Genomic DNA, 20752 nt, shown 5'->3' with positions numbered 1-20752 from the left:
ACAATGAATAAATATATAACACTAGGTTGTCTGTCTGCTTTTTTGTATACATCAACCACTATGGCTGAATTTAGGGCAGAGCTCACTACTAAGACAGTAACTTATTCAGCACCTATTTACGTATCGCGTTCAGCACCAATTTTAACGGAAGTCGCCACAATCCCGTTAGGAACAATGAATGCATGGACATGGTGGAACCTTTCTGGAGGCGAAGTTAGACCAGGGATTTATTTACCTGGTTCGTTTAATGCTTCCAGTCCTAGAGTGAATGGGGCTTATGTCAAAGAACTTAACAACAGTGGTATTGGCTATACGTTACATGGCACGATTAGCGGAAGTTGTAGTGGGTCTGCTTATGTCGATGGTCAGCAAAATATTGATGGTAACTATAGCAACAGGCTTATTTGTTCATCCAACGCCACCAGTGGTAATTACTCCGTTACATTAGAAATGAAGCTGTATAAGCTACGTGATAATGTGAAATCACAAACCATTCCAGGTATATGGGCTGCGATGTTAATTGTCTATAACAATGGTTTTATCACCAGTGACTATACAGGAAAAACAGAGCCACGAATTAATCTTTCACCATTGACCATTATTTCTAGTGGTTGTGATGTCATGAATAACAATATTAATGTACCGCTTGGAGCTGTCCCTAAATCCAGTTTTAATGGTGTTGGATCTGTAAGTCCTGAGAGTATTAAAGATTTCAATATTGATTTGAGTTGTGATCCTGTTTCACCGATTAAAATTCGCTTCGATGGTGTTGCCGATAGCCAACAAACCTCAGGCACCATTGGCTTAAGTAATCCAACAGACAGTAATACAGCCAAAGGTTATGGTATACAGATTAAGTATCAAAACCAGCCAATAAAGCTGGGACAATTAATTACAGTAAGTGAAAAAAACAGCAGTTCCGGAAGTTATTCTATTCCTTTGGAAGCGGGTTATATTCAAACATCCGATACGACAAGTGCGGGAAAAGCAAACGGTACATTGCAATTTACAATGCAATATCACTAACGAAATTTAGGCTGATTTAAAAAGATAAGGCGAACAATATTATCTTGCTCGCCTTTTTTCTTTAGAGAAGATCACACTTGATATAATTTACGTAAATAATGAGGCACAGCTTCATCGGCGTTAGTTCCAATCACTTCCATATTGGGGAGGAGATCTTTTAATGCTTGATGGGCATTTTTCATAATGCAACCTTTACCCGCTATCTTTAGCATCTCTTTGTCATTCATACCATCACCAAACGCGATCGCATCTTTCGCAGAATGTTGCATCAGTTCGGCCACTTTATCTAACGCTTCACCTTTAGATACGCCTCCTGCCATCACTTCTAAGCAATTACGCAGTGAGAAACTCACATTAACCTTATTACCCCAGCGCTGATTAATTTCACTTTCTAGTTTCAACAAGAGCTCATGATCATCAGAGGTGAAGAAAACCTTACACACATTGGTGGTCGGGAATCCCGTTTTACAATATAGTTCATAGCCAAAGTCTGATTCTCTAAAAAACTCACAAGCCCCTGGCATCTCTTTATTAACATACCAATAGTCGCCAGCATAAATATTCGTTTCAATTTCAGGGTGATCAAAAACCATAAGGGACAAGTCATAAGCAATTTCAGGTTCAAGATCTTGGCTAAAAATAAGATCCCCATGCGTGTTATGCACTCTTGCACCATTAGAGGTTATCATATAAGCGTTAATGCCTAATCCATCACGAATTTGAGCAACATCAACATGATGACGACCTGTTGCGAATACAAAATGCACCCCTTTATTAATAAGTAGGTGTAGTGTTTCTTGCGTATAGGGGGTTAATACATGATTAGGTGATAACAACGTGCCATCAAGATCTGAAGCGACTATCGAATACATACACATTCCTGATTAAAATAAATGCTTATCATAAAACTCACAGATTTCATTCAATGCTTGTGAGCGTAGCTTATCTATTTCGAACAAGATTTCATGATGCGCACCCTTAATCACCAGTGGCAATTTTTGCTTTTCTTCTCTTGTTCTGGACTGACTATAACGTTCACAGAAAGCCCTTAGCTCTTGATTATCTACCACCTTGTCATGCTCAGCCTCAAGCACTAATAAAGGGGTATCAATCTCTCCCGCATGTTCAATTAACCAATCTCCTGTTTGTAGGCTTTCGCCCATCCAATGATAAGTAGGGCCACCTAATCGTAGCTCAGGGAAATCAGCGTAATAACGTAAATAACGACGGTATCGTTCATGGCTATGTGTTAACACATTTAGAATAAAAGGTAATGGAAACCATTTACCTGTTGATACTGCGTAGTTATTTCTTTCAGATTGACTTTGTTCTGCTCGATTGACTAAAAAATTAGCCACCCAGCGAGGTATCGGTAATTTAATACCAAACATCGGCGCACTTAATGCGGCTGCTTTAAAAACATGAGGATGTTTTAGAAGATACCCCGCTAAGATAGCACCGCCCATTGAATGGGCTAATGCAAAATAATGTTGGTATTGATAAGGCAACACTATCGTATCAATGAATGTTGAGAAGTCATCAATATAATCACTGAATTTTTCCACATGACCTTTTTGTGAGTCTTCTAATAGTCGGTCAGACAGGCCTTGCCCTCGATGATCAAGCAAAAAAACATCGTAGCCAGTATGGAAAAAATCAAATGCAACTTCAGGATACTTTACATAGCTTTCACTACGGCCTGAAGCAATTACTAGTGCTTTATTGTGCGATGGCGAACGCCAATGAACATAACGAATCTTTGCTCCATCAACACCCGTAAATTCACCTTCTTCACGTTGGTTCCAAAAATCCAATAAAGCGCCATTCGTAAAAGCAGAAAACTGCTTTTCACGAGATAACCACGAATGTTTAAAAAGAGTGGTTGTCATTGGCTCTCCTTGTTGGCGTTATTCGAAGCCCTCAATATGGTCACGGATCAGTGTCATAAAAGCGGGTCCAAATCGTTCTAATTTTCGTTGGCCGACACCGTTTATTAATAACAACTCATCAGGATAAACAGGACATTGCTCGGCCATTTCTATCAACGTGACATCATTAAAGACCACAAAAGGCGGAATATTCTCTTCATCAGCAATAGATTTACGTAATTTACGTAGTTTCGCAAATAGTTTTCTATCGTACTGTCTGTGCGCATTTTTTGTTTGTTGATTACGGCTTTTTGTTGGACTTAATAATCTAGGCACAGCTAATTGTAAGGGGACTTCACCTCGAAGGATAGGCCTTGCCATTTCCGTAAGCTGTAATGCAGAACGGTGTACAATATTTTGTGTCACCATACCTAAATGAATAAGTTGCCGTATCACACTCACCCAATGTTCGTGACTTTGTGCTTTTCCTATGCCATAAACAGGTAACGTATCGTGTCCCGAATCTCGAATACGCTGATTATTCGCGCCTCTTAAAATTTCAACAATATAACCAATACCAAAGTGCTGACCAGTACGATAAATACAGGATAAAGCCTTTTGTGCATCCACCAATCCATCATATTGCTTAGGAGGGTCAAGGCAAATATCACAGTTGCCACACGCATTTTGTCGATGCTCGTCGAAATAATTAAGAAGCACGAGTCGTCGACATGTTTGTGCTTCTGCAAAAGCACCCATTGCGTTGAGCTTATGCATTTCAATCGCTTTTTGGTCGCTTTCAGGTTTTTCATCTAAACAACGACGCAACCACGCCATATCAGCGGGATCATAAAATAATACCGCTTCTGCAGGTAATCCATCTCGCCCTGCACGCCCAGTTTCTTGGTAATAAGACTCAATATTACGAGGTATATCGAAGTGAACCACGAAACGCACATTAGGTTTGTTTATCCCCATTCCAAACGCAACGGTTGCAACCACAATTTGCAAATCATCACGCTGAAACGCCTCTTGCACTTTGGCTCGCTGTGTCATTTCCATTCCAGCATGATAGCCCGCAATACTTAATCCACGCTTACTCAGTCGCTCTGCAGTTTCTTCTACTTTACTGCGACTGTTACAGTAAATAATGCCTGACTTTCCTTTTTGGCCACGAATAAAGAGCCAAAGCTGATCAAGAGGTTTGTATTTCTCGACTAAAGTGTAGCGGATATTCGGTCTATCGAAACTGCTGATATGTATTAAAGGATCACGCAACACTAACTGATTAATAATGTCATAACGCGTTGTGTTATCTGCCGTAGCTGTCAGTGCAACAATAGGCACATCGGGAAGATATTGTCTTAATAATCCAATTCCTCGATATTCAGGGCGGAAGTCATGCCCCCACTGTGAAATACAGTGTGCTTCATCAACGGCCAATAATACGGGTTTCCACTGTACCAATTGGTGCAAAAAACTTTCCATCATCAAACGTTCAGGAGCAATATACAGCAGTTTTATTTCACCCGTTTGACAACGCATTTGAACATCGAGTTGCTCTTCACGTGTTTGTGTGGAATTTAAATAACTAGCTTCAATGCCATGAAGACAAAGCTGATCGACTTGATCTTTCATTAAGGAGATCAGAGGCGACACAACAACGGTTAATCCATCTAACAATAATGCGGGGATTTGATAGCAAAGGGATTTTCCACCCCCTGTCGGCATCACAACAAGGCAATCACGTCCTGTTGTAATGGTATGGATGATTTCTTGCTGACCAGGACGAAACTGCTGATAACCAAAGGTTTCTCGCAAAATAGTCTGTGCTGATGGCATTGAATTAAGAACTTCTGCTGTGGACACGCCGTTCCTCTGAAAAGCTACTGATAAAAACTATGATGAGGAGCCAAAGAAAAGGCACCAATATGAAGGTGCCGTCATCATTTATAGCGTTATGCTACCTCAGAACGAGGAAAATTACAGCATATCATTCAGCATCACACCCACACCAACACGTGTCTGGCGAAAATTATAGTCAATCATCGATTCACCATAACCACTAAATACTTGGGTATAAAAGCGGACATGCTTAGTAATTGGATAGCTCCAACCTAATTCAGCCGCCCCATAGCCACTGTTCCAGTTATAGCGACCCGTCACCGTGATCACACTTTCACCTAATCGGTAACCTGCTTTTAAACGATAATAGCCCATGTAACGATTAATATCTGGATTATCATCACGTTGTGCACTTTCACTAAAGCGATACCATGGTTTTAAATCAAGTTGTAAATTACCTTTTTGTGCCATAAAGCGTGCATAAACTCGATTCCAGCTACGAGATGTGGGATCTGAACGCCCATTGGATTCATGGTTAAAACCCGTTTCAATTTCACGAAGTGTCCAACCCGCAAATTTATAGTCAGTAGCCCACCCTAAAAAGAGTTGTGGCTCATAGTTTGTCTCCCGAAACGGAGCTGACTCTTTTTTATTACTTAATTGCCACCAAGAGCGCTGAGTATAAGAAGCTGCTAAAACGGAATTTTCACCCGCTATACCACGCCATAAAGGGAAAGCAAGACTAAGTTGAAATTTCACCTCATCTTTTCTAGCCTTATTGCCCCAATCATAACTTTCAATAGCCTCTTTATTCATATCCGAGGTATCAGTATAAATAATGTAATTGGATTCATAAGGATAAAGAACAAAAGGTGAATCATATTCTTGTAATAAACCAGAAATGATACTGCCCTGAACAAGCGGTGCCGGAGACGACGATATTTGTACTTCGGATGCAAATCCCCATGCTGGATAGAATAAAGCCACCGCGAGTAAAGAACGGATGTAACACATAGTTAATTATCCTGTCTCATTATTGAATAATATATAAAGTTAGTACTTACTTTGGAATTAGTTCTTATAAATGTGCTTTATTACACTTAAGCGACCATATTTTACACGTAATTGCCATTAAATCTCGTATATTTTCACGCCATTATATTTATAGCACGAATGTGCAATTACGGTTTCGTCATGTATCATTAACATAATATTAACTTTATGACGTGATATCGGAGGTTTTAAAAATGGAAAAACAGCTAACATTAGAAGAAGCTCAAACATTAATTGGTCATGTTTTTGTGTATAAAATGCCATTTAACCAATTGATTGGCTTAGAGTTAGTTCGTTTTGAACAAGATTATGCAGAAATTCAATTCCGCTACCAAGATAAATTGGTTGGTAATATTGCTCAACGCATTTTACATGGTGGGCTCATTGCGTCGGTACTTGATGTCAGTGCAGGATTAGTTTGTGTAGGTAACGCATTAACACGTTTAGCACCAATATCCCAAGAGCAACTCGAACAGAAACTCGCTAAAATGGGTACAATTGACTTACGAGTTGATTATTTACGACCTGGACGTGGGGAGTGTTTTACTGCAAGTAGTCATATCTTACGCAGTGGCAATAAAGTCTCTGTTGCTCGTGTTGAATTACATAATGAAAAGCAAGTCCATATTGCAAGTGGAACAGCAACTTATATTGTGGGTTAAATCTTTGTTAAAATTCATTGCGCACTATGATACTTAGAATATTATTAATTACTTGTAAAAATACATGCCTAATGACACATTAGATAATGTCATTGGGTATGATAACCCCGTCACACATTTCCTTTCCATCAATTCCAGAGATAGCATGAGCCAGAAAAACACGATGAAAGGCGTTTTATGTGCCTTAGGCGCCTATTTGATCTGGGGTATTGCCCCTGTCTATTTTAAAAGCATTCAAGAAGTGCCCGCTGAAGAGATCCTCACACACCGTATTCTATGGTCATTCTTTTTTATGTTGATTTTAATGACTCTCAGTCGTCACTGGCCTTATTTACGCCAATTAATACGTCAACCTAAAAAAATTCTACTCTTAGCACTGACAGCCGTGATTATCGCAACTAACTGGCTTACCTATATATGGGCCGTTAACCATGGTTATATGCTAGAAGCTAGCCTTGGCTACTTTATTAACCCCCTTGTTAACGTACTTTTTGGCATGCTTTTCTTGAGCGAACGTTTCCGTCGTATGCAATGGGTAGCCGTAGGTTTAGCTTTTACTGGTGTCTTTATACAACTATGGCATTTTGGTTCAGTGCCCGTCATTGGGCTCAGTCTCGCGGTTACTTTTGGCCTTTATGGCCTACTGCGTAAAAAATTAGGGGTCGATGCACAAACCGGGATGCTAGTAGAGACTTTATGGTTATTCCCAGTAGCATTAGTTTACATTTTATTTTTCACCCATTCGCCAACAAGTAATATGCTTGAAAATAGTTGGTCATTAAACACCTTGTTAATTGCAGCAGGTATTATTACAACCGTACCGTTATTACTCTTTACAGAAGCAGCACACCATCTGCGTTTATCAACATTGGGTTTTTTCCAATATATTGGCCCAACCTTGATGTTTATCCTTGCCACAATGGTGTATGACGAAAAAATTGATGCTGAACGATTAGTCACCTTTGGCTTTATCTGGGTTGCACTGATCCTCTTTACTCTCGATGCACTTTATACTCAACGTCGTTTAAGACGTAGTTAGTTATTTAAAGCTCACTCTTCCGCTAAATTACTAATTTGAGTAAAAGCGGAAGAGAATTTTTTCTTCTTATTTTTCTTTAGCAAAGATGTCCCCTTCGATATCTCTTCCACATAACGATGTGAACGCCTAAATAACGTTGATATTGTGTTATTAATCACTTGAATATGGTTAATCACAATACTGTAATAGAGATTGATACGAGGAACAAAATCACGCTGATGCCTCAATAATTTACAATACAGATCTTCTTCAAATTCATTAATCGGCTCACTAGGGTGATAACGATCACGAAGAACTTCCTCGACATTTTCGACTCTAATATCATTATTAGAAAAAGAGATAAGAGAAATTTGCGTAGCAGAAGAGACAAAAAAATAGGTATGAAAGAAGGTGCTAGAAAGTTTCATCAATAGATCTCATTAGTAAGAATAGGTAACGAGATTATTAAGTAACCAAATCGTATTTCCCTTAAAAAAACACCCCTACTTGCCTATCCAATCAGTAAGGATGTTTTTTATATAAGATAGTGACTACCTACTTTAAATGGCGACCTTACTCTAGTCGAGCAAATGCCGCGACTAGCCATTTAATACCTTCACCATTAAAGGCAATTTGTAATCGACAGTGCTCACCACTGCCTTCAATATTGATAATTGTCCCATCACCAAACTTAGGATGTTTCACTCGTTGCCCTAGCGAATAACCGGTGTCATTGCTAATAATTGGGGTACCTAAACGGCTATGATTAACAGGACGTGAAACTGTTGCTCGTAAACGGACTTCTTCGACACACTCTTTAGGTAATTCACCAATAAAACGAGATGGTCGATGACTCACTTCTTTTCCATATAGACGGCGGTTTTCAGCGTAAGTAAGTGTTAACTTTTTCATCGCGCGAGTTACACCAACATAGGCCAAACGACGCTCTTCTTCTAAACGCCCACCTTCATCTAATGACATTTGGCTTGGGAACATCCCTTCTTCAACCCCCACAATGAAGACTTGTGAAAACTCAAGCCCCTTGGCGGAGTGAAGCGTCATTAATTGAACCGCATCTTGATATGCATCAGCCTGGCTTTCACCTGATTCTAATGCGGCATGTGAAAGAAATGCTTGCAGAGGCATTAAATCTTCGTCTTCATCTTGATAACTAAATTGGCGGGTCGCGGTGACCAACTCCTCTAAGTTTTCGATACGGGCTTGGGCTTTTTCGCCCTTTTCTTGCTCATACATCGCTTTTAAACCTGAATCACGAATAATTCGGTCTGTTTGTACATGTAATGGCATATCTGCTGTTTCAGAGGCGAGTGTTTCAATCAGTTCTAAGAATCGTTGAATTGCAGCAGTTGCACGTCCTGCCAACATTTTATGTTCGATAACCTGTAATGCGCTTTCCCATAAGGTAATTTGGTTATCTCTCGCGACTTGGCGAACAATATCTAATGTTCTATCACCAATACCCCGTGTTGGTGTATTCACAACACGCTCGAAAGAAGCATCATCATGGCGATTAGCCGTTAATCGCATATAAGAAAGCGCATCTTTAATTTCTTGGCGTTCAAAGAAGCGTTGCCCGCCGTAAATACGGTATGGCATTGCCGCTTGTAATAGTGCCTCTTCCATTATACGAGATTGAGCATTACTACGATAAAGAATGGCACAGTCTGTCAATGCCCCCCCTTCTTCTTGCCAGCGCTTAATTCTGCCGACAACATAACGCGCTTCATCTAAATCATTAAAAGCACAATAAAGCGAGATAGGTTCGCCTTCTGCACCTTCTGTCCACAGATTTTTACCTAATCTGTCACTGTTGTTTGCTATTAGCGCATTGGCAGCTTTTAGGATATTGCTTGTAGAACGATAATTCTGCTCTAATCGGATAGTCTCTGCGCCAGGAAATTCATTTAAGAAGTTTTGAATATTCTCAACTTGCGCCCCACGCCAACCATAAATGGATTGGTCGTCATCGCCTACAATCATCACTTTACCCGTTTGACCTGCCAGCATTCTTATCCATGCATATTGAATACGGTTAGTATCTTGAAATTCATCAACCAAGATATTAGTAAAGCGATTTTGGTAATGTTCTAAAATTTGAGGTTTATTAAGCCAAAGTTCGTGGGCTCGTAATAAAAGCTCCGCAAAGTCCACCAGCCCCGCACGATCACATGCTTCTTGATATGCCTGGTACACTTTTAACCATGTTGTTTCTACAGGATTACCATAGGTTTGAATATGCTGAGGACGTAATCCTTCATCTTTTTTACCGTTGATATACCACATTCCTTGTCGTGCAGGCCATTGTTTATCATCAAGGTTCATCGATTTAACAATGCGACGAATAAGGCGATATTGATCGTCACTATCAATAATTTGAAAATCTTGTGGTAGGTTTGCATCAAGATAATGTGCGCGTAATAAACGATGAGCCAAGCTATGGAAAGTCCCAATCCACATACCGCCTTGACTGGTACCAATTAAATCTTCAATACGATGACGCATTTCTGCAGCCGCTTTATTGGTAAACGTCACAGCCATAATAGAAAAAGGAGACGCTTGCTCAACAGATAATAACCAAGCGATACGATGTACCAATACGCGTGTTTTACCACTACCTGCGCCAGCAAGCACCAACATATTTATACGAGGTGCGGCCACGGCTTCGCGCTGTTTATCATTAAGGCCTTCTAGCAGATATGAGACGTCCATAATTACCAATCATTTAGTGAGGAAAATACTGTGGATATATACAGAAATAGTCAATAAGCAACAAACTAACAGGATTTCATCCGTGATGCAAAGTAAAGCCTTTTTCAATTGCGTTTATCTCTGCCATTTTGACCTAATATTACGTTAAACCAATTCTATCAGTTTACTTAAATCTGTAATTTCAATATGTGGCATCACGCGAGTTTCACCTTCTTCAAACAAACTACGGTTATCAAGGTTAATCCAGCAAGCTTGTAATCCACTATTAATAGCACCCTCAACATCCGTCACAAGATGATCACCCACATGTAAAATTTGTTTATGAGGTACTTTTAAAAGCGTTGCCGCTTTATCAAACATATCAGAATAAGGCTTAGAGCGACCATCAGGGCCAGCTTTTAAAATATGTGAGAAATACTGCCCTAAACCACAACTTAGCGGGTTTGCATTACCATTTGTAATGGCGATTAAAGGAATTTTTTCTGCTAATTGAGTGAGGACTTGATGTGTATTTTGAGGCACGTTAATACGACTACGCCAATAAGCAAAGTGCGCCATAATTTCATCTGCACCTTGCTTTGCTTTAGCTTCACTGTAGTTGTAATCTAACAACATATTTCTAGCAGCAAGCCAACGCCACTGTGTAATATCGTGAAATATCTCTGGATTATTTTCTATAAGTGGCTTTTTATAGGCATTCACATCTTCTTTTGTGAAATGATTAAAACGCAGATCATATTGACGAATAAAAGCCAGTGTCTCTTTTTCCGTTCTGTCCATCACGGGCACATTGTCATACAGCGTGTCATCTAAATCAAAAGTCATCGCTGCAATTGGCGTCAGAGTTCTGTAAAAGCGCATTATGATTTTTCTCTCTTAGCTCTCGGATGAGCAGCATCATAGACTTTCGCTAAATGCTGAAAATCTAAGTGGGTATAGACTTGGGTAGTCGATAAATTAGCGTGCCCTAATAACTCTTGTACGGCACGTAAATCACCACTGGATTCCAGTAAATGCGTAGCAAACGAGTGGCGTAATTTATGAGGATTCACATGGCTATTTAGTCCTTGCTTTACCCCCCAAAGTTCAAAACGTTTTTGTACACTGCGCACGGATAAACGCTTACCACTTTGAGTTGAGATAAAAACAGCCTTATCTTCTGGTGCATAAAGTTCTCGCATCGGAAACCAATTTTGTAGCCATTCTATCGCTTTTCTTCCTAGAGGAACTTTACGCTCTTTACTTCCTTTACCTAATACACGAACTTCACCTTCATTCAGATCAATATCGTTAATATTGAGATTGGTCAGCTCAGATAAACGCAAACCCGCACCATACATAACCTCTAGCATGGTTCTATCTCTGACAGAAAGGGGATCGTTTAAATCGATATTCATTAATTGGTTTACTTCATCTACATCCATATTTTTAGGAAGATGACGACCTGATTTAGGTGTGCGAATACCTTTCGCTGAATTAACATCCAGCATACCTTGTGCTACTTGCCAATCAAGAAAGCTACGTAACGCAGAAAAGCGCAAAGCCAAGCTGGGCGGCTGTAACCCGCTTCGATGACTTTTTGCCAATAACATACGTACATGTTGGCTTTCAAGTGATCGCCATTGCGTTATTTTTATCTCGACCATCATTCGCACTAAGACCATCAATTGGCGATGGTAATTTTCTACCGTTACAGGACTTAATCTGCGTTCAACTTGAATGTAACGCAGAAATTGCTCGATAACCGTGGTGAGTGTTTCTGGAAGATCACTTGGTTGGCTCATTGTCTTGCCACCCAACGTGTTAATAATTCCGGTAAGATATGGGCTAATTTATCCAACATGACGGTTCCCATTCCTTCCTGAAAATGTTGATTATCTCGGCTATTAAAAATAATCACCCCTAAATCACCGTAATGGCCTAATAATGAGAGTGCAACAGAGCCTGAATGTCGTACATTAGGCATCAACAACATGATCTCTTGCCCATTTAGCGTGCCTAAGTAGTGATTATCATCACCCATACGCTGAATACGGAAATGTTCAAAGGTTTGACGAGAAAGTGCAAGTGCTTGGGCGTCTAAAGGCGGTTGTAATTGCCAGCGATCAGTAAATAGACGTAATTGAACAGAATACAACCCTAACCCTTTAGCCCAGAGGTTTAAACGCTCTAGCATTTCATTGAGGGAATCACTACGGGATAATTCAGTAATTAATAATAACAGCTGACTAAACAGCGATTCATTTTCTGAAGCTTGCTCTATCAGTAAACGCATATCTTCTTCAAGATAGTGAATACGATTACGTTGGCGTGACATTATCCACTCAACTAATGAGACTGTTCCTCTTATGGGATGAGGAACTTTCATTTGCTCAATGTAGCTTGCATTACGGATAAAAAAACCAGGATGCTCTGTGAGGTAACGAACCACTTGTTGATCATTAAGTTCGTTTGTTTCAGGACAACAGAACTGCTCATTTTTATCCGTCATACAGATAGCCTCTCAAAAAATAAAATTATAGCTGGATGATCCCATCATAAATATGTGTCGCAGGCCCTGTCATATAAAGAGGGTTACCCGCTCCTTTCCATTCGATAAATAGCGATCCTCCTGGTAACGTGACTTTCACTCGTTTATCTAATAAACCTTGAGCAATACCGATCGCAACAGCGGCACAAGCCCCGCTACCACAGGCATTTGTTTCACCTGCTCCACGCTCAAACACACGCAAATGAAGGTTATTTCTATCTACGATTTGCATAAAACCAATATTAGCACGTTCAGGGAAACGTTCATGTTGCTCTAACACGGGTCCTAATAATTCAACTTCGGCTGTTTGAATGTCTTCAACTTGAATAACACAATGAGGATTTCCCATTGAAACTACACCGCATAAAACAGTCCGTTCCATTGTCCTGATAATATAGGTCTTTTCCATTTTTTGTGCACGGAAAGGGATTTTTTGAGGATCAAATTCAGGTTCGCCCATGTTGACACACACATCGTCATTATCCATAACATGTAAGGTCATTCTGCCGGACTGCGTACTGACTTTTATCTCTCTTTTATTTGTAAGTCCTTTTAGTCTCACAAATCGAGCAAAACAACGCGCACCATTCCCACATTGTGCAACTTCACTTCCATCCGCATTAAAAATGCGATAATGAAAATCAAGTTCAGGATCATAAGGTGCTTCAACCACCAATAATTGATCAAATCCAACACCAGTGTGGCGATTCGCTAATCGACATATTAATTCTGGTGAAAAATAAACATTTTGGGTCACAGCATCGACCACCATAAAGTCGTTGCCAAGACCATGCATTTTTGAAAATTGCATTTTGCCCCTGCCTGAAACGAAATTACCGTTTCTAAGATTGACTAATTGGTCTGAGTTGAGGCGCCCTCAACTTGCTGGGTTGGCTGGGATGACTGGGTCATTTTTGCCTGAGTATCTTCAGGAGGGAAATAAAGAGGGCCTTTCAAGCCACAACCCGAAAGAGAAATCAGTGTTATTATAGCAAGAGTGCAACGTAAATACGTTTTCATTCGAAATCTGCCTATCAATTATTTGGTTAATATCCTCTATAATCGCAGTTAGATCTCGAAAAGCAAATAGGAAATGAAGATGAACGACAGTGAATTTCACCAATTAGCTGATGAACTCTTGTCAGAAATTGAACAATCTATTGATAATTATGAAGGTGATGCAGATATTGATTGTGAAATCAATGGTGGTGTAATGACCTTAACCTTTGAAAATAATAGCAAAATTATTATTAATCGTCAGGAAGCGTTTCATCAAATTTGGTTAGCGACACGCTCTGGTGGTTATCACTTTGATTGGAAAGATGATCAATGGATTTGTGATAGAAGTAGCGGTGAATTTTTAACCATGCTGGCACAAGCAATAACAGAACAAAGTGGTGATGCGTTTTCTTTTTGAGAAAAACGATTAATCATCATAATGGGAGCTTTTTATGGCTCCCATTTGGGGTTTATTGGCTTGTACTTAATTAAGAATGTTGTACAGCTTTATAATCTGTAAATCCATGCGCAACTAAACTCATCTCAGGTTGTACTTCTTTATTACCCAGATCGGTCAGTTTACCAAAAGATCCTCCTGCAAAAGGCAACACTTGTGTTGATCCTTCCACTTTCACAATTTGATAAAACTGTGGCAAGTTAAAATTAATAAAGCTTGAACCATATGTGAATCGATCATGAGATGAAGAGTAAAAACGGCTAACATCTTTCACTAACTCTTCTTTACTTCCTTCACAATGGGAATAAATTTCGACGCGATTTGCTTCATCTAATATATAGATATTAAAGACATTATTATCTTCTGTTGTTTCAAAGAAAAATTGGATAATCCCTTCACACGCAAAGCCATCAATGACTGCAGGTAAATAACGAGCATCTTTGTCCAGCTTAACAGGCAATCCATGAAGCTTGTTATAAGAGATTGCACCATAAAACTCGATGGCATTTTCTAATTTTTGTACCGACACATTGAGACGTTCAAAAAACAATCCCCACGTTTGCCCCGCAATACGTAACGCTTTAAACCGACCCGGTTCTAAACGATTCGTTGATAAACGCAGTTCAATACATTCCGATACTAGCTGTTGCACACGAGTACGAATTAAACCTCGTAGATGTTGACTATAGCAGAACACTTCAACTGAAGCGGGAGGAGCTGCATCTTGGTGCATTTTACCTAAAATCGTTTTTAACGATTCCAACATAGATTGTGTCCCGCTGAAATGAAGAGTTCTGACTTCATTCCATGAATTACGGTATAACAAATCAATACTACCAATAAGACACTGCTCTTCTTCACCAAAACTAAAAACATCAAGTTTTCTAAAATCAAAGTGAACCACTTGATCAGAAAAACGCTCGGTTGGATCTGTTTCCAAATTGACAATAATGGCTAGATGCCTGATTTCGCAAGGGCTATACAATGCTTTTGGCGTTGGTGCAGGTAAACGAATTGGGAAATGGCTTGACATATCCCTGACTAATTCATTCAGTTTAATTTCATCACAAGAGGATCCCCCTTGATGAATATAAACACGAGAATCTTTCGTTAACAGTCCATTAAAGTAAGACCACGCGACTAATTTATTTAAATAGCGGTTATATTCTAATGGTTGATGTCCAACGATATTTTCAAAATCAGGCGCACGATTATATAAATACCATCCACTACGATTCGCTCGGCCTTGTGGCACATAGATAAAGGTTAAATGTGATTCTGATAAATCAGGTGATATTTGCGGGTTAACCAGGGTGACTTTACCAGGCAATGCTTCAAATGCTGCGTAAAGTTTGCGTGTTAATACACCAATATCCTGTGGACTTGCACTGACACTTAAGTTATTACGACGCGCAAAGCGAATAAGATTGCGATAGCTTTGCATCATTGTATCTAACAGTTCGTTATGCGCATCACGCACCCGCTCGATTTTCCAACTATCACGGGTATCGAGTATCGTTAAACGTTCGTTATCCCATTGCCACTGAGTCACTAATTGCGATAAGACTTGTCGTCTCCAACCTTCGGATTCATTTTGTGTTTTTTCGTTAGATAATTTTTCACACACTTTTAGGTAGAAACAGCGACGAATAAGATCAAGACGAGTTAAATCATTGATAGATAATAAATAGCGAGTAACACGCTCAAGCATCATACAATAAGCATCTAAACCATAATTGACAATTTCGCCACGGTGAAGATGTTGCTTCATCTCTAATGCTAGCAGTTTTCCATTAGGATAATCCGCTGAATAAGCTTCTAATAAAATACTTTTTAATACTGCTTTATAAGGTGAATCGACACTTTTATAAAGTTGCCATAAACTCGCACCGAAATACTCTTCGGCTGAAAGTTCACCTAATCCCCCTAAATCTAACCACTCATTAGGTGTTAATACACCTTGGGCATAAAGGGAGTTAACGTACTCATCATAATGATGTTCTTCTTCTACTGGCACCATCGTCCATAGCAAGCGTTTACCTGCAAGGCGTACCGCGGTACGGTAAAATTCATCAAGTAAAAGAATATGTTGAGTAGAACCACAATCTTCTCCACCTAAGCTACCGCTTGCATGGTGGCGAAATCTATTTTCATCGATTAAAAAAAATGTAACATCAATACCTAGCTCACCAGCCCACAGTTCAATCAGTTGGCATTTGCGTTGTAAAAGCGCACGCTCACCCTGATCCAGCCATGATTGATGGCAGACCCAAATATCAATATCGGAGCAGTGACTTTGCCCAATAGAAGAAGTACTCCCCATCGAGTAGATGCCCGTAATTGGCAACTCTCCGCTGGCATACCCTTCCATTGGCTCATCACATAATGCGTTAACCAGCTTATTGGCCCATTGACGTTGCATGTCATCAGGTTCAAAGAAACATGTACCGTGAGGAACATTTCCTTGTAGGTAGCCGGGTAACTCAGGATGGTGGTAATGCAATAAAACAGGAATTAAACCATAAACCTGTTTAAAAACATCACACATCGATGCAAATGCTCGTTCCAGTCTGAGTTGATTAATCGCATCCAGCCGTTGCTTCAGTGTTTCAATATAAAGATACAAGAGTTTCGCCTGAACAATACTAAGAAGATAGTAGAATCTGAGTTTATAAGTGACCGAGCTTGAGTTATTCCATTATTAATAGATAAAACTTTACTAACAAAATCTCGGAAACGTGATCAATTTAACACCTTGAGCGCAAGGCGTAAAGAGGAACTCAAAATATAGCACCAAGATCTAAAAATGATATTTAAGAGCTTAATCGTGTAAAGCTTTACGATTAATATCTTTATAATCATATAGATGAATCATTTTATTTGTACAAAAAATGACAAGAAAAATATTCCAATCCATCATTTAGCCTACAAAAACCCCTGCTTACTCGATGATGAAACACAAAATAAATTCTGACAAAGCTTAAAAAATAGATAAAAAAGGAAAATAAAGATAACTTATTGATAAGTTTTATTTTTTCTATCTTTTTTTGTTTTTTTACTTTTATATTTAAAATAATAAAAATTTTTTATTATTAATAAAAATGATATTTAAATAATTAATCAATATTCATTAATTAATTATTTAATTTAAAACTCAATTTGTTTTTTTATTTTTATTATTCATCTTTCTTTTATTTAATAATATTTTTGTTAAAATTTATCGTGTTTTTATATATCGGGAGATAATTGCTAAAAAAGATTATTTAAAATAATAGTTGTTTTATCAATATGTTCAGATTAGGCATTATGCTTATCTTACTTGCTGACAAAAAAAATGTTAACAGTCGTATGTTAATGTTTTATATTTGTAAATAACCACACTCTTTATATAGATATAAAAAGAATAAATCTTAGAAAATAAATAAAGCCATTACAATGGATCTCTATTTTGCTTATTTTTTATTTCCTTTTTCTTTTTTTCTTTTTCGATTAATACCTAATTTCTTTCATTGTTATCACCACTCAAAGTGCCTTAACTGGAAAATTGAGCTTTAAAGTGTTAAAACAATGCCTTATTTCTAAACAAAAATATCGCTAATCGCTCGGAAGAGATAATACTATTATGTCAAAAAGTACCATCCGTATTGCTACCCGCCAAAGCCCTCTTGCTATGTGGCAGGCGCTTTATGTGAAAGAACAACTACAACTTGCTCATCCAGGTTTAGTCGTCGAATTAATACCGATGGTCACTAAAGGTGACATCATTTTAGATACACCTTTGGCTAAAGTGGGTGGTAAAGGACTCTTTGTCAAAGAGTTAGAACTTGCGCTACTTGAATCTCGTGCAGATATTGCCGTTCACTCCATGAAAGATGTTCCCATTGATTTTCCTGAAGGTCTAGGGTTAGTAACAATTTGTGAACGCGAAGATCCTCGAGATGCCTTTGTCTCTAATCATTATGATTCGTTAGAGCAACTTCCAGCAGGTAGCATTGTAGGTACATCGAGCTTACGTCGCCAATGTCAGTTAAAAGCACAACGTCCTGATCTGATTATTCGCGATTTACGAGGTAACGTAGGTACTCGCTTAGGGAAATTAGATAACGGCGATTACGATGCCATTATTCTTGCTGTTGCTGGTTTAAAGCGTCTTGGTCTTAATGAACGTATCCGCACACCGTTATCCGCAGAGCAGTCATTACCTGCCGTTGGACAAGGTGCAGTGGGAATTGAATGTCGTTTAAATGATAATGGAACTCGCCAATTATTAGAAGCCCTCAACCATTCTCGTACCGCCATTTGTGTTAAAGCGGAGCGAGCAATGAATACGCGCCTTGAAGGTGGTTGCCAAGTGCCGATTGGAAGCTATGCAATTTGGCAAGATGACAAAATTTGGCTACGGGCATTAGTCGGTTCACCCGATGGCGAAACTGTTTTACGTGGTGAGCGTTTAGTTTCCCCACAAGAAGCTGAAACTGCGGGTATTTCACTGGCTGAAGAGCTTTTAGATAAAGGTGCCAGAGCCATTTTAACAGCAGTGTATCAAGGCAACGCACCCGCATGAGTATTTTAATCACACGCCCTGATCCCGCAGGAAAAGCATTAACCCAGCGTTTAATTGATGCTGGAAAAATAGCGTTTCAGGCCCCCTTAATAGAGATTATTGCGGGTCGAGAACTCTCTTTATTAGATGCTAAACTAAAAAGCTTAAGGGCGGGTGATTGTGTCTTTTTACTTTCTAAAAATGCGGTGTCGTACGCAAACTGGCAACTAAATCAATTACAACAATCATGGCCAGATACGCTATCCTATTATGGGATAGGTAAAAGCACAGCGAAAGATTTCCAACATTTAAGTAGTTTTCCTATTTGCTATCCTGAGCAAGGAGAAACCAGTGAAGATCTTCTTGAGCTTCCTGCTCTTCATCAGGTGAAAAACAAGCGAATATTACTACTTAGAGGTAATGGTGGTCGTGACTTACTCGCAACAACATTGCGTCAACGAGGGGCAATCGTTGATACATGCGAATGTTACCAACGCCTATTTATTCATTATCCTCCTGAGGCTTTTGCGCTTCAGTGGGAAAAAGCACAGGTTGATACTCTTGTTGTCACTAGTGGTGAAATGTTACAACAGCTCTTTGATCTGGTGGCTGAACCTAAGAAAGCATGGCTATTAAACTGCCATTTACTTGTGGTGAGTGAACGATTAGCAACAATAGCAAAAACATTAGGGTGGGAAACCGTCACCGTTGCTGAAAGTGCCAATAATGATGCTTTATTTCGTGCATTAATATAGAACCTAAATGAGACACCGATATGACGGAACAGAAAAATACGAATGACAATAACTTGCCAAAAGAGGCAGCTAAAGCTGATGAGACTGTCCGCTATCAGGAAGTCAAACCTGTTAATAATAAGCGCTCAGGTCTAATTGGAAGTGCTGTTGCTATCCTGGTTATTTTAGCGATAGGTGGTGGTCTTTACTATTACACCAATCAGCAAGCCTCAAAACTAAGTTTAGAAAATCAATCACTAAAATCAGAACTTGCTCAATTACAGCAGTTACAGAATACCTATCAACAACGTTTTGATAATATTGATAGCTTGTTTAACTCACAAAAACAAACTATTGAAAAATTACAAAACGAGCGCCAAGCCACAGAGAATCAAATTCAAGATCTGCAAACTCGATTTGCTGCGATTTCCAGTGCTGATGTCAAAAGTTGGCTATTGGCACAAGCCGATTTTATGGTGAAAATGGCGGGTCGTAAATTATGGAATGACCAAGATGTGGTGACAGCCGTTAGTTTACTGAAAGGCGCTGATAGTAGCTTGGCAGAAATGAATGATCCAAGCTTGCTTGAAATTCGCCGTGCTATTAATGAAGATATCAGTCATCTAGCCGCACTAACCAAAATTGATAACGACGGTACTATTTTACAAATAAATCAATTAGCTAATCAGGTTGATAATCTGCGCTTAGCAGATCTCGAGCGTAATGGCTCACCAATGGATAAAGATGACGAAACCATTTCTGGTTCGCTGTCAGATTGGAAGCAAAACCTCAGTAAAAGCTGGAAGAGCTTTATGGACGACTTTATTACTATTCGTCGTCGAGATACTGAAGCCGTACCTTTATTAGCACCAAACCAAGATATTTATTTACGTGAGAATATTCGTTCACGTTTATTAATTGCTTCCCAAGCTGTTCCTCGCCATCAAACTGAGATTTATCAGCAATCACTTGAAGCAGTATCCACTTGGGTTCGTGCTTATTTCGATACCTCGGATCCTAGTACAACGGCATTTTTAGATACGGTCTCTGAATTAGAGAAACAACCTATTACACTGACAATGCCTGCTGAATTAAAAAGCCCGGTACTGTTAGAAAAACGTGTCGAAAAACAGATCCGTAATTTACTGGCGCAAAATGAGTATACTCAACCGCAAGCTGTTGAAGCTCAAGATGCACAAGCAGTAGTAGAAGCTGAACAGAGTACATCAGAAAGTGCACAAGATGCAGCAGCTGATGCACCAGTAACACAACAAGGAGAATAAGCTT

Annotated in this window: 19 protein-coding genes; 7 read left to right on the top strand and 12 right to left on the bottom strand. The window is 39.2% G+C overall.

Annotated features, from left to right (window positions below):
• The first annotated feature begins 3 nt into the window (after positions 1-3).
• The gene (locus tag GWI97_RS07245) at positions 4-1026 is read left to right on the top strand and encodes a fimbrial protein (RefSeq protein ID WP_036939509.1); all 1023 of its coding nucleotides are present in this window, start codon (positions 4-6) and stop codon (positions 1024-1026) included.
• 71 nt (positions 1027-1097) lie between these two features.
• On the opposite strand, the gene yigL is transcribed toward GWI97_RS07245, so the two are convergent.
• The 4 genes from yigL to pldA form a co-directional block, all read right to left on the bottom strand.
• The gene (yigL, locus tag GWI97_RS07240; protein ID WP_161751893.1) at positions 1098-1898 is read right to left on the bottom strand and encodes a sugar/pyridoxal phosphate phosphatase YigL; all 801 of its coding nucleotides are present in this window, start codon (positions 1896-1898) and stop codon (positions 1098-1100) included.
• A 12-nt stretch (positions 1899-1910) separates the two neighbouring features.
• Positions 1911-2915 carry a lysophospholipase L2 gene (gene pldB, locus GWI97_RS07235; protein ID WP_036939515.1) on the bottom strand — a complete coding sequence of 335 codons (1005 nt, stop codon included), beginning with the start codon at positions 2913-2915 and terminating at the stop codon, positions 1911-1913.
• An 18-nt stretch (positions 2916-2933) separates the two neighbouring features.
• A complete protein-coding gene (gene recQ, locus GWI97_RS07230; RefSeq protein ID WP_103005243.1) occupies positions 2934-4763 on the bottom strand; it encodes an ATP-dependent DNA helicase RecQ in 1830 nt (609 codons plus the stop codon).
• Positions 4764-4877: 114 nt separating this feature from the next.
• Complete coding sequence (pldA, locus tag GWI97_RS07225; protein WP_036939519.1) at positions 4878-5753, bottom strand: phospholipase A; 876 nt, start codon at positions 5751-5753, stop codon at positions 4878-4880.
• Between the two features lie 233 nt (positions 5754-5986).
• On the opposite strand from pldA, the gene GWI97_RS07220 reads away from it, so the two are divergent.
• Together GWI97_RS07220 and rarD are read left to right on the top strand one after the other, a co-directional pair.
• A complete protein-coding gene (locus tag GWI97_RS07220; RefSeq protein WP_036939522.1) occupies positions 5987-6454 on the top strand; it encodes a thioesterase family protein in 468 nt (155 codons plus the stop codon).
• Between the two features lie 145 nt (positions 6455-6599).
• Positions 6600-7493: an EamA family transporter RarD gene (gene rarD, locus GWI97_RS07215; protein WP_036939525.1), complete on the top strand. Its 894-nt coding sequence runs from the start codon at positions 6600-6602 to the stop codon at positions 7491-7493.
• A gap of 11 nt (positions 7494-7504) precedes the next feature.
• Here the strand turns inward: rarD and GWI97_RS07210 are convergent, their stop codons facing one another.
• From GWI97_RS07210 to lptM, 7 genes are all read right to left on the bottom strand, one after another.
• Positions 7505-7900, bottom strand: coding sequence for a hypothetical protein (locus GWI97_RS07210; protein ID WP_036939528.1), 396 nt, complete (start codon positions 7898-7900; stop codon positions 7505-7507).
• Between the two features lie 145 nt (positions 7901-8045).
• Positions 8046-10202 (bottom strand): DNA helicase II, encoded by a 2157-nt coding sequence (uvrD, locus tag GWI97_RS07205; protein ID WP_036939531.1) that lies wholly within the window; start codon positions 10200-10202, stop codon positions 8046-8048.
• Positions 10203-10346: 144 nt separating this feature from the next.
• Positions 10347-11063, bottom strand: coding sequence for a 5-amino-6-(5-phospho-D-ribitylamino)uracil phosphatase YigB (yigB, locus tag GWI97_RS07200; protein WP_087803780.1), 717 nt, complete (start codon positions 11061-11063; stop codon positions 10347-10349).
• Positions 11063-11986, bottom strand: coding sequence for a tyrosine recombinase XerC (gene xerC, locus GWI97_RS07195; RefSeq protein WP_036939537.1), 924 nt, complete (start codon positions 11984-11986; stop codon positions 11063-11065). The genes yigB and xerC overlap by 1 nt, the downstream gene beginning before the upstream one ends.
• Positions 11983-12693: a DUF484 domain-containing protein gene (locus tag GWI97_RS07190; protein ID WP_036939539.1), complete on the bottom strand. Its 711-nt coding sequence runs from the start codon at positions 12691-12693 to the stop codon at positions 11983-11985. Before GWI97_RS07190 ends, xerC begins: the two co-directional genes overlap by 4 nt.
• Before the next feature lie 25 nt (positions 12694-12718).
• On the bottom strand, positions 12719-13543 hold the full coding sequence (gene dapF / locus GWI97_RS07185; protein WP_036939542.1) for a diaminopimelate epimerase: 825 nt from the start codon (positions 13541-13543) through the stop codon (positions 12719-12721).
• Between the two features lie 41 nt (positions 13544-13584).
• The gene (gene lptM / locus GWI97_RS07180; RefSeq protein ID WP_036939545.1) at positions 13585-13752 is read right to left on the bottom strand and encodes an LPS translocon maturation chaperone LptM; all 168 of its coding nucleotides are present in this window, start codon (positions 13750-13752) and stop codon (positions 13585-13587) included.
• A 79-nt stretch (positions 13753-13831) separates the two neighbouring features.
• On the opposite strand from lptM, the gene cyaY reads away from it, so the two are divergent.
• Positions 13832-14149, top strand: coding sequence for an iron donor protein CyaY (gene cyaY, locus GWI97_RS07175; RefSeq protein ID WP_036939547.1), 318 nt, complete (start codon positions 13832-13834; stop codon positions 14147-14149).
• A 70-nt stretch (positions 14150-14219) separates the two neighbouring features.
• On the opposite strand, the gene GWI97_RS07170 is transcribed toward cyaY, so the two are convergent.
• Complete coding sequence (locus tag GWI97_RS07170) at positions 14220-16814, bottom strand: class I adenylate cyclase (protein WP_036939552.1); 2595 nt, start codon at positions 16812-16814, stop codon at positions 14220-14222.
• A 996-nt stretch (positions 16815-17810) separates the two neighbouring features.
• Here GWI97_RS07170 and hemC point away from each other — a divergent pair.
• Genes hemC through hemX form a run of 3 tightly spaced genes read left to right on the top strand, consistent with a single transcriptional unit; the run spans position 17811 to position 20748 of the window.
• A complete protein-coding gene (gene hemC / locus GWI97_RS07165; protein WP_036939554.1) occupies positions 17811-18752 on the top strand; it encodes a hydroxymethylbilane synthase in 942 nt (313 codons plus the stop codon).
• A complete protein-coding gene (gene hemD, locus GWI97_RS07160; protein ID WP_036939557.1) occupies positions 18749-19486 on the top strand; it encodes a uroporphyrinogen-III synthase in 738 nt (245 codons plus the stop codon). The genes hemC and hemD overlap by 4 nt, the downstream gene beginning before the upstream one ends.
• A gap of 20 nt (positions 19487-19506) precedes the next feature.
• Complete coding sequence (gene hemX / locus GWI97_RS07155) at positions 19507-20748, top strand: uroporphyrinogen-III C-methyltransferase (protein WP_036939560.1); 1242 nt, start codon at positions 19507-19509, stop codon at positions 20746-20748.
• Positions 20749-20752: the final 4 nt, after the last annotated feature.

The sequence above is a fragment of the Proteus sp. G2300 genome (genome assembly GCF_009915965.1).
Classification (GTDB): domain Bacteria; phylum Pseudomonadota; class Gammaproteobacteria; order Enterobacterales; family Enterobacteriaceae; genus Proteus; species Proteus vulgaris.
Note: the sequence above shows the minus strand (reverse complement) of the source record. Positions and strands in the feature narration are given on the sequence as shown.

Excerpts from the sequence above, each read along its gene's own strand:
- GWI97_RS07245 (WP_036939509.1), top strand. The coding sequence starts at position 4 with ATGAATAAATATATAACACTAGGTTGTCTGTCTGCTTTTTTGTATACA.
- yigL (WP_161751893.1), bottom strand. The coding sequence starts at position 1,898 with ATGTATTCGATAGTCGCTTCAGATCTTGATGGCACGTTGTTATCACCT.
- pldB (WP_036939515.1), bottom strand. The coding sequence starts at position 2,915 with ATGACAACCACTCTTTTTAAACATTCGTGGTTATCTCGTGAAAAGCAG.
- pldA (WP_036939519.1), bottom strand. The coding sequence starts at position 5,753 with ATGTGTTACATCCGTTCTTTACTCGCGGTGGCTTTATTCTATCCAGCA.
- GWI97_RS07220 (WP_036939522.1), top strand. The coding sequence starts at position 5,987 with ATGGAAAAACAGCTAACATTAGAAGAAGCTCAAACATTAATTGGTCAT.
- rarD (WP_036939525.1), top strand. The coding sequence starts at position 6,600 with ATGAGCCAGAAAAACACGATGAAAGGCGTTTTATGTGCCTTAGGCGCC.
- GWI97_RS07210 (WP_036939528.1), bottom strand. The coding sequence starts at position 7,900 with ATGAAACTTTCTAGCACCTTCTTTCATACCTATTTTTTTGTCTCTTCT.
- uvrD (WP_036939531.1), bottom strand. The coding sequence starts at position 10,202 with ATGGACGTCTCATATCTGCTAGAAGGCCTTAATGATAAACAGCGCGAA.
- yigB (WP_087803780.1), bottom strand. The coding sequence starts at position 11,063 with ATGCGCTTTTACAGAACTCTGACGCCAATTGCAGCGATGACTTTTGAT.
- xerC (WP_036939537.1), bottom strand. The coding sequence starts at position 11,986 with ATGAGCCAACCAAGTGATCTTCCAGAAACACTCACCACGGTTATCGAG.
- GWI97_RS07190 (WP_036939539.1), bottom strand. The coding sequence starts at position 12,693 with ATGACGGATAAAAATGAGCAGTTCTGTTGTCCTGAAACAAACGAACTT.
- dapF (WP_036939542.1), bottom strand. The coding sequence starts at position 13,543 with ATGCAATTTTCAAAAATGCATGGTCTTGGCAACGACTTTATGGTGGTC.
- lptM (WP_036939545.1), bottom strand. The coding sequence starts at position 13,752 with ATGAAAACGTATTTACGTTGCACTCTTGCTATAATAACACTGATTTCT.
- cyaY (WP_036939547.1), top strand. The coding sequence starts at position 13,832 with ATGAACGACAGTGAATTTCACCAATTAGCTGATGAACTCTTGTCAGAA.
- hemC (WP_036939554.1), top strand. The coding sequence starts at position 17,811 with ATGTCAAAAAGTACCATCCGTATTGCTACCCGCCAAAGCCCTCTTGCT.
- hemD (WP_036939557.1), top strand. The coding sequence starts at position 18,749 with ATGAGTATTTTAATCACACGCCCTGATCCCGCAGGAAAAGCATTAACC.
- hemX (WP_036939560.1), top strand. The coding sequence starts at position 19,507 with ATGACGGAACAGAAAAATACGAATGACAATAACTTGCCAAAAGAGGCA.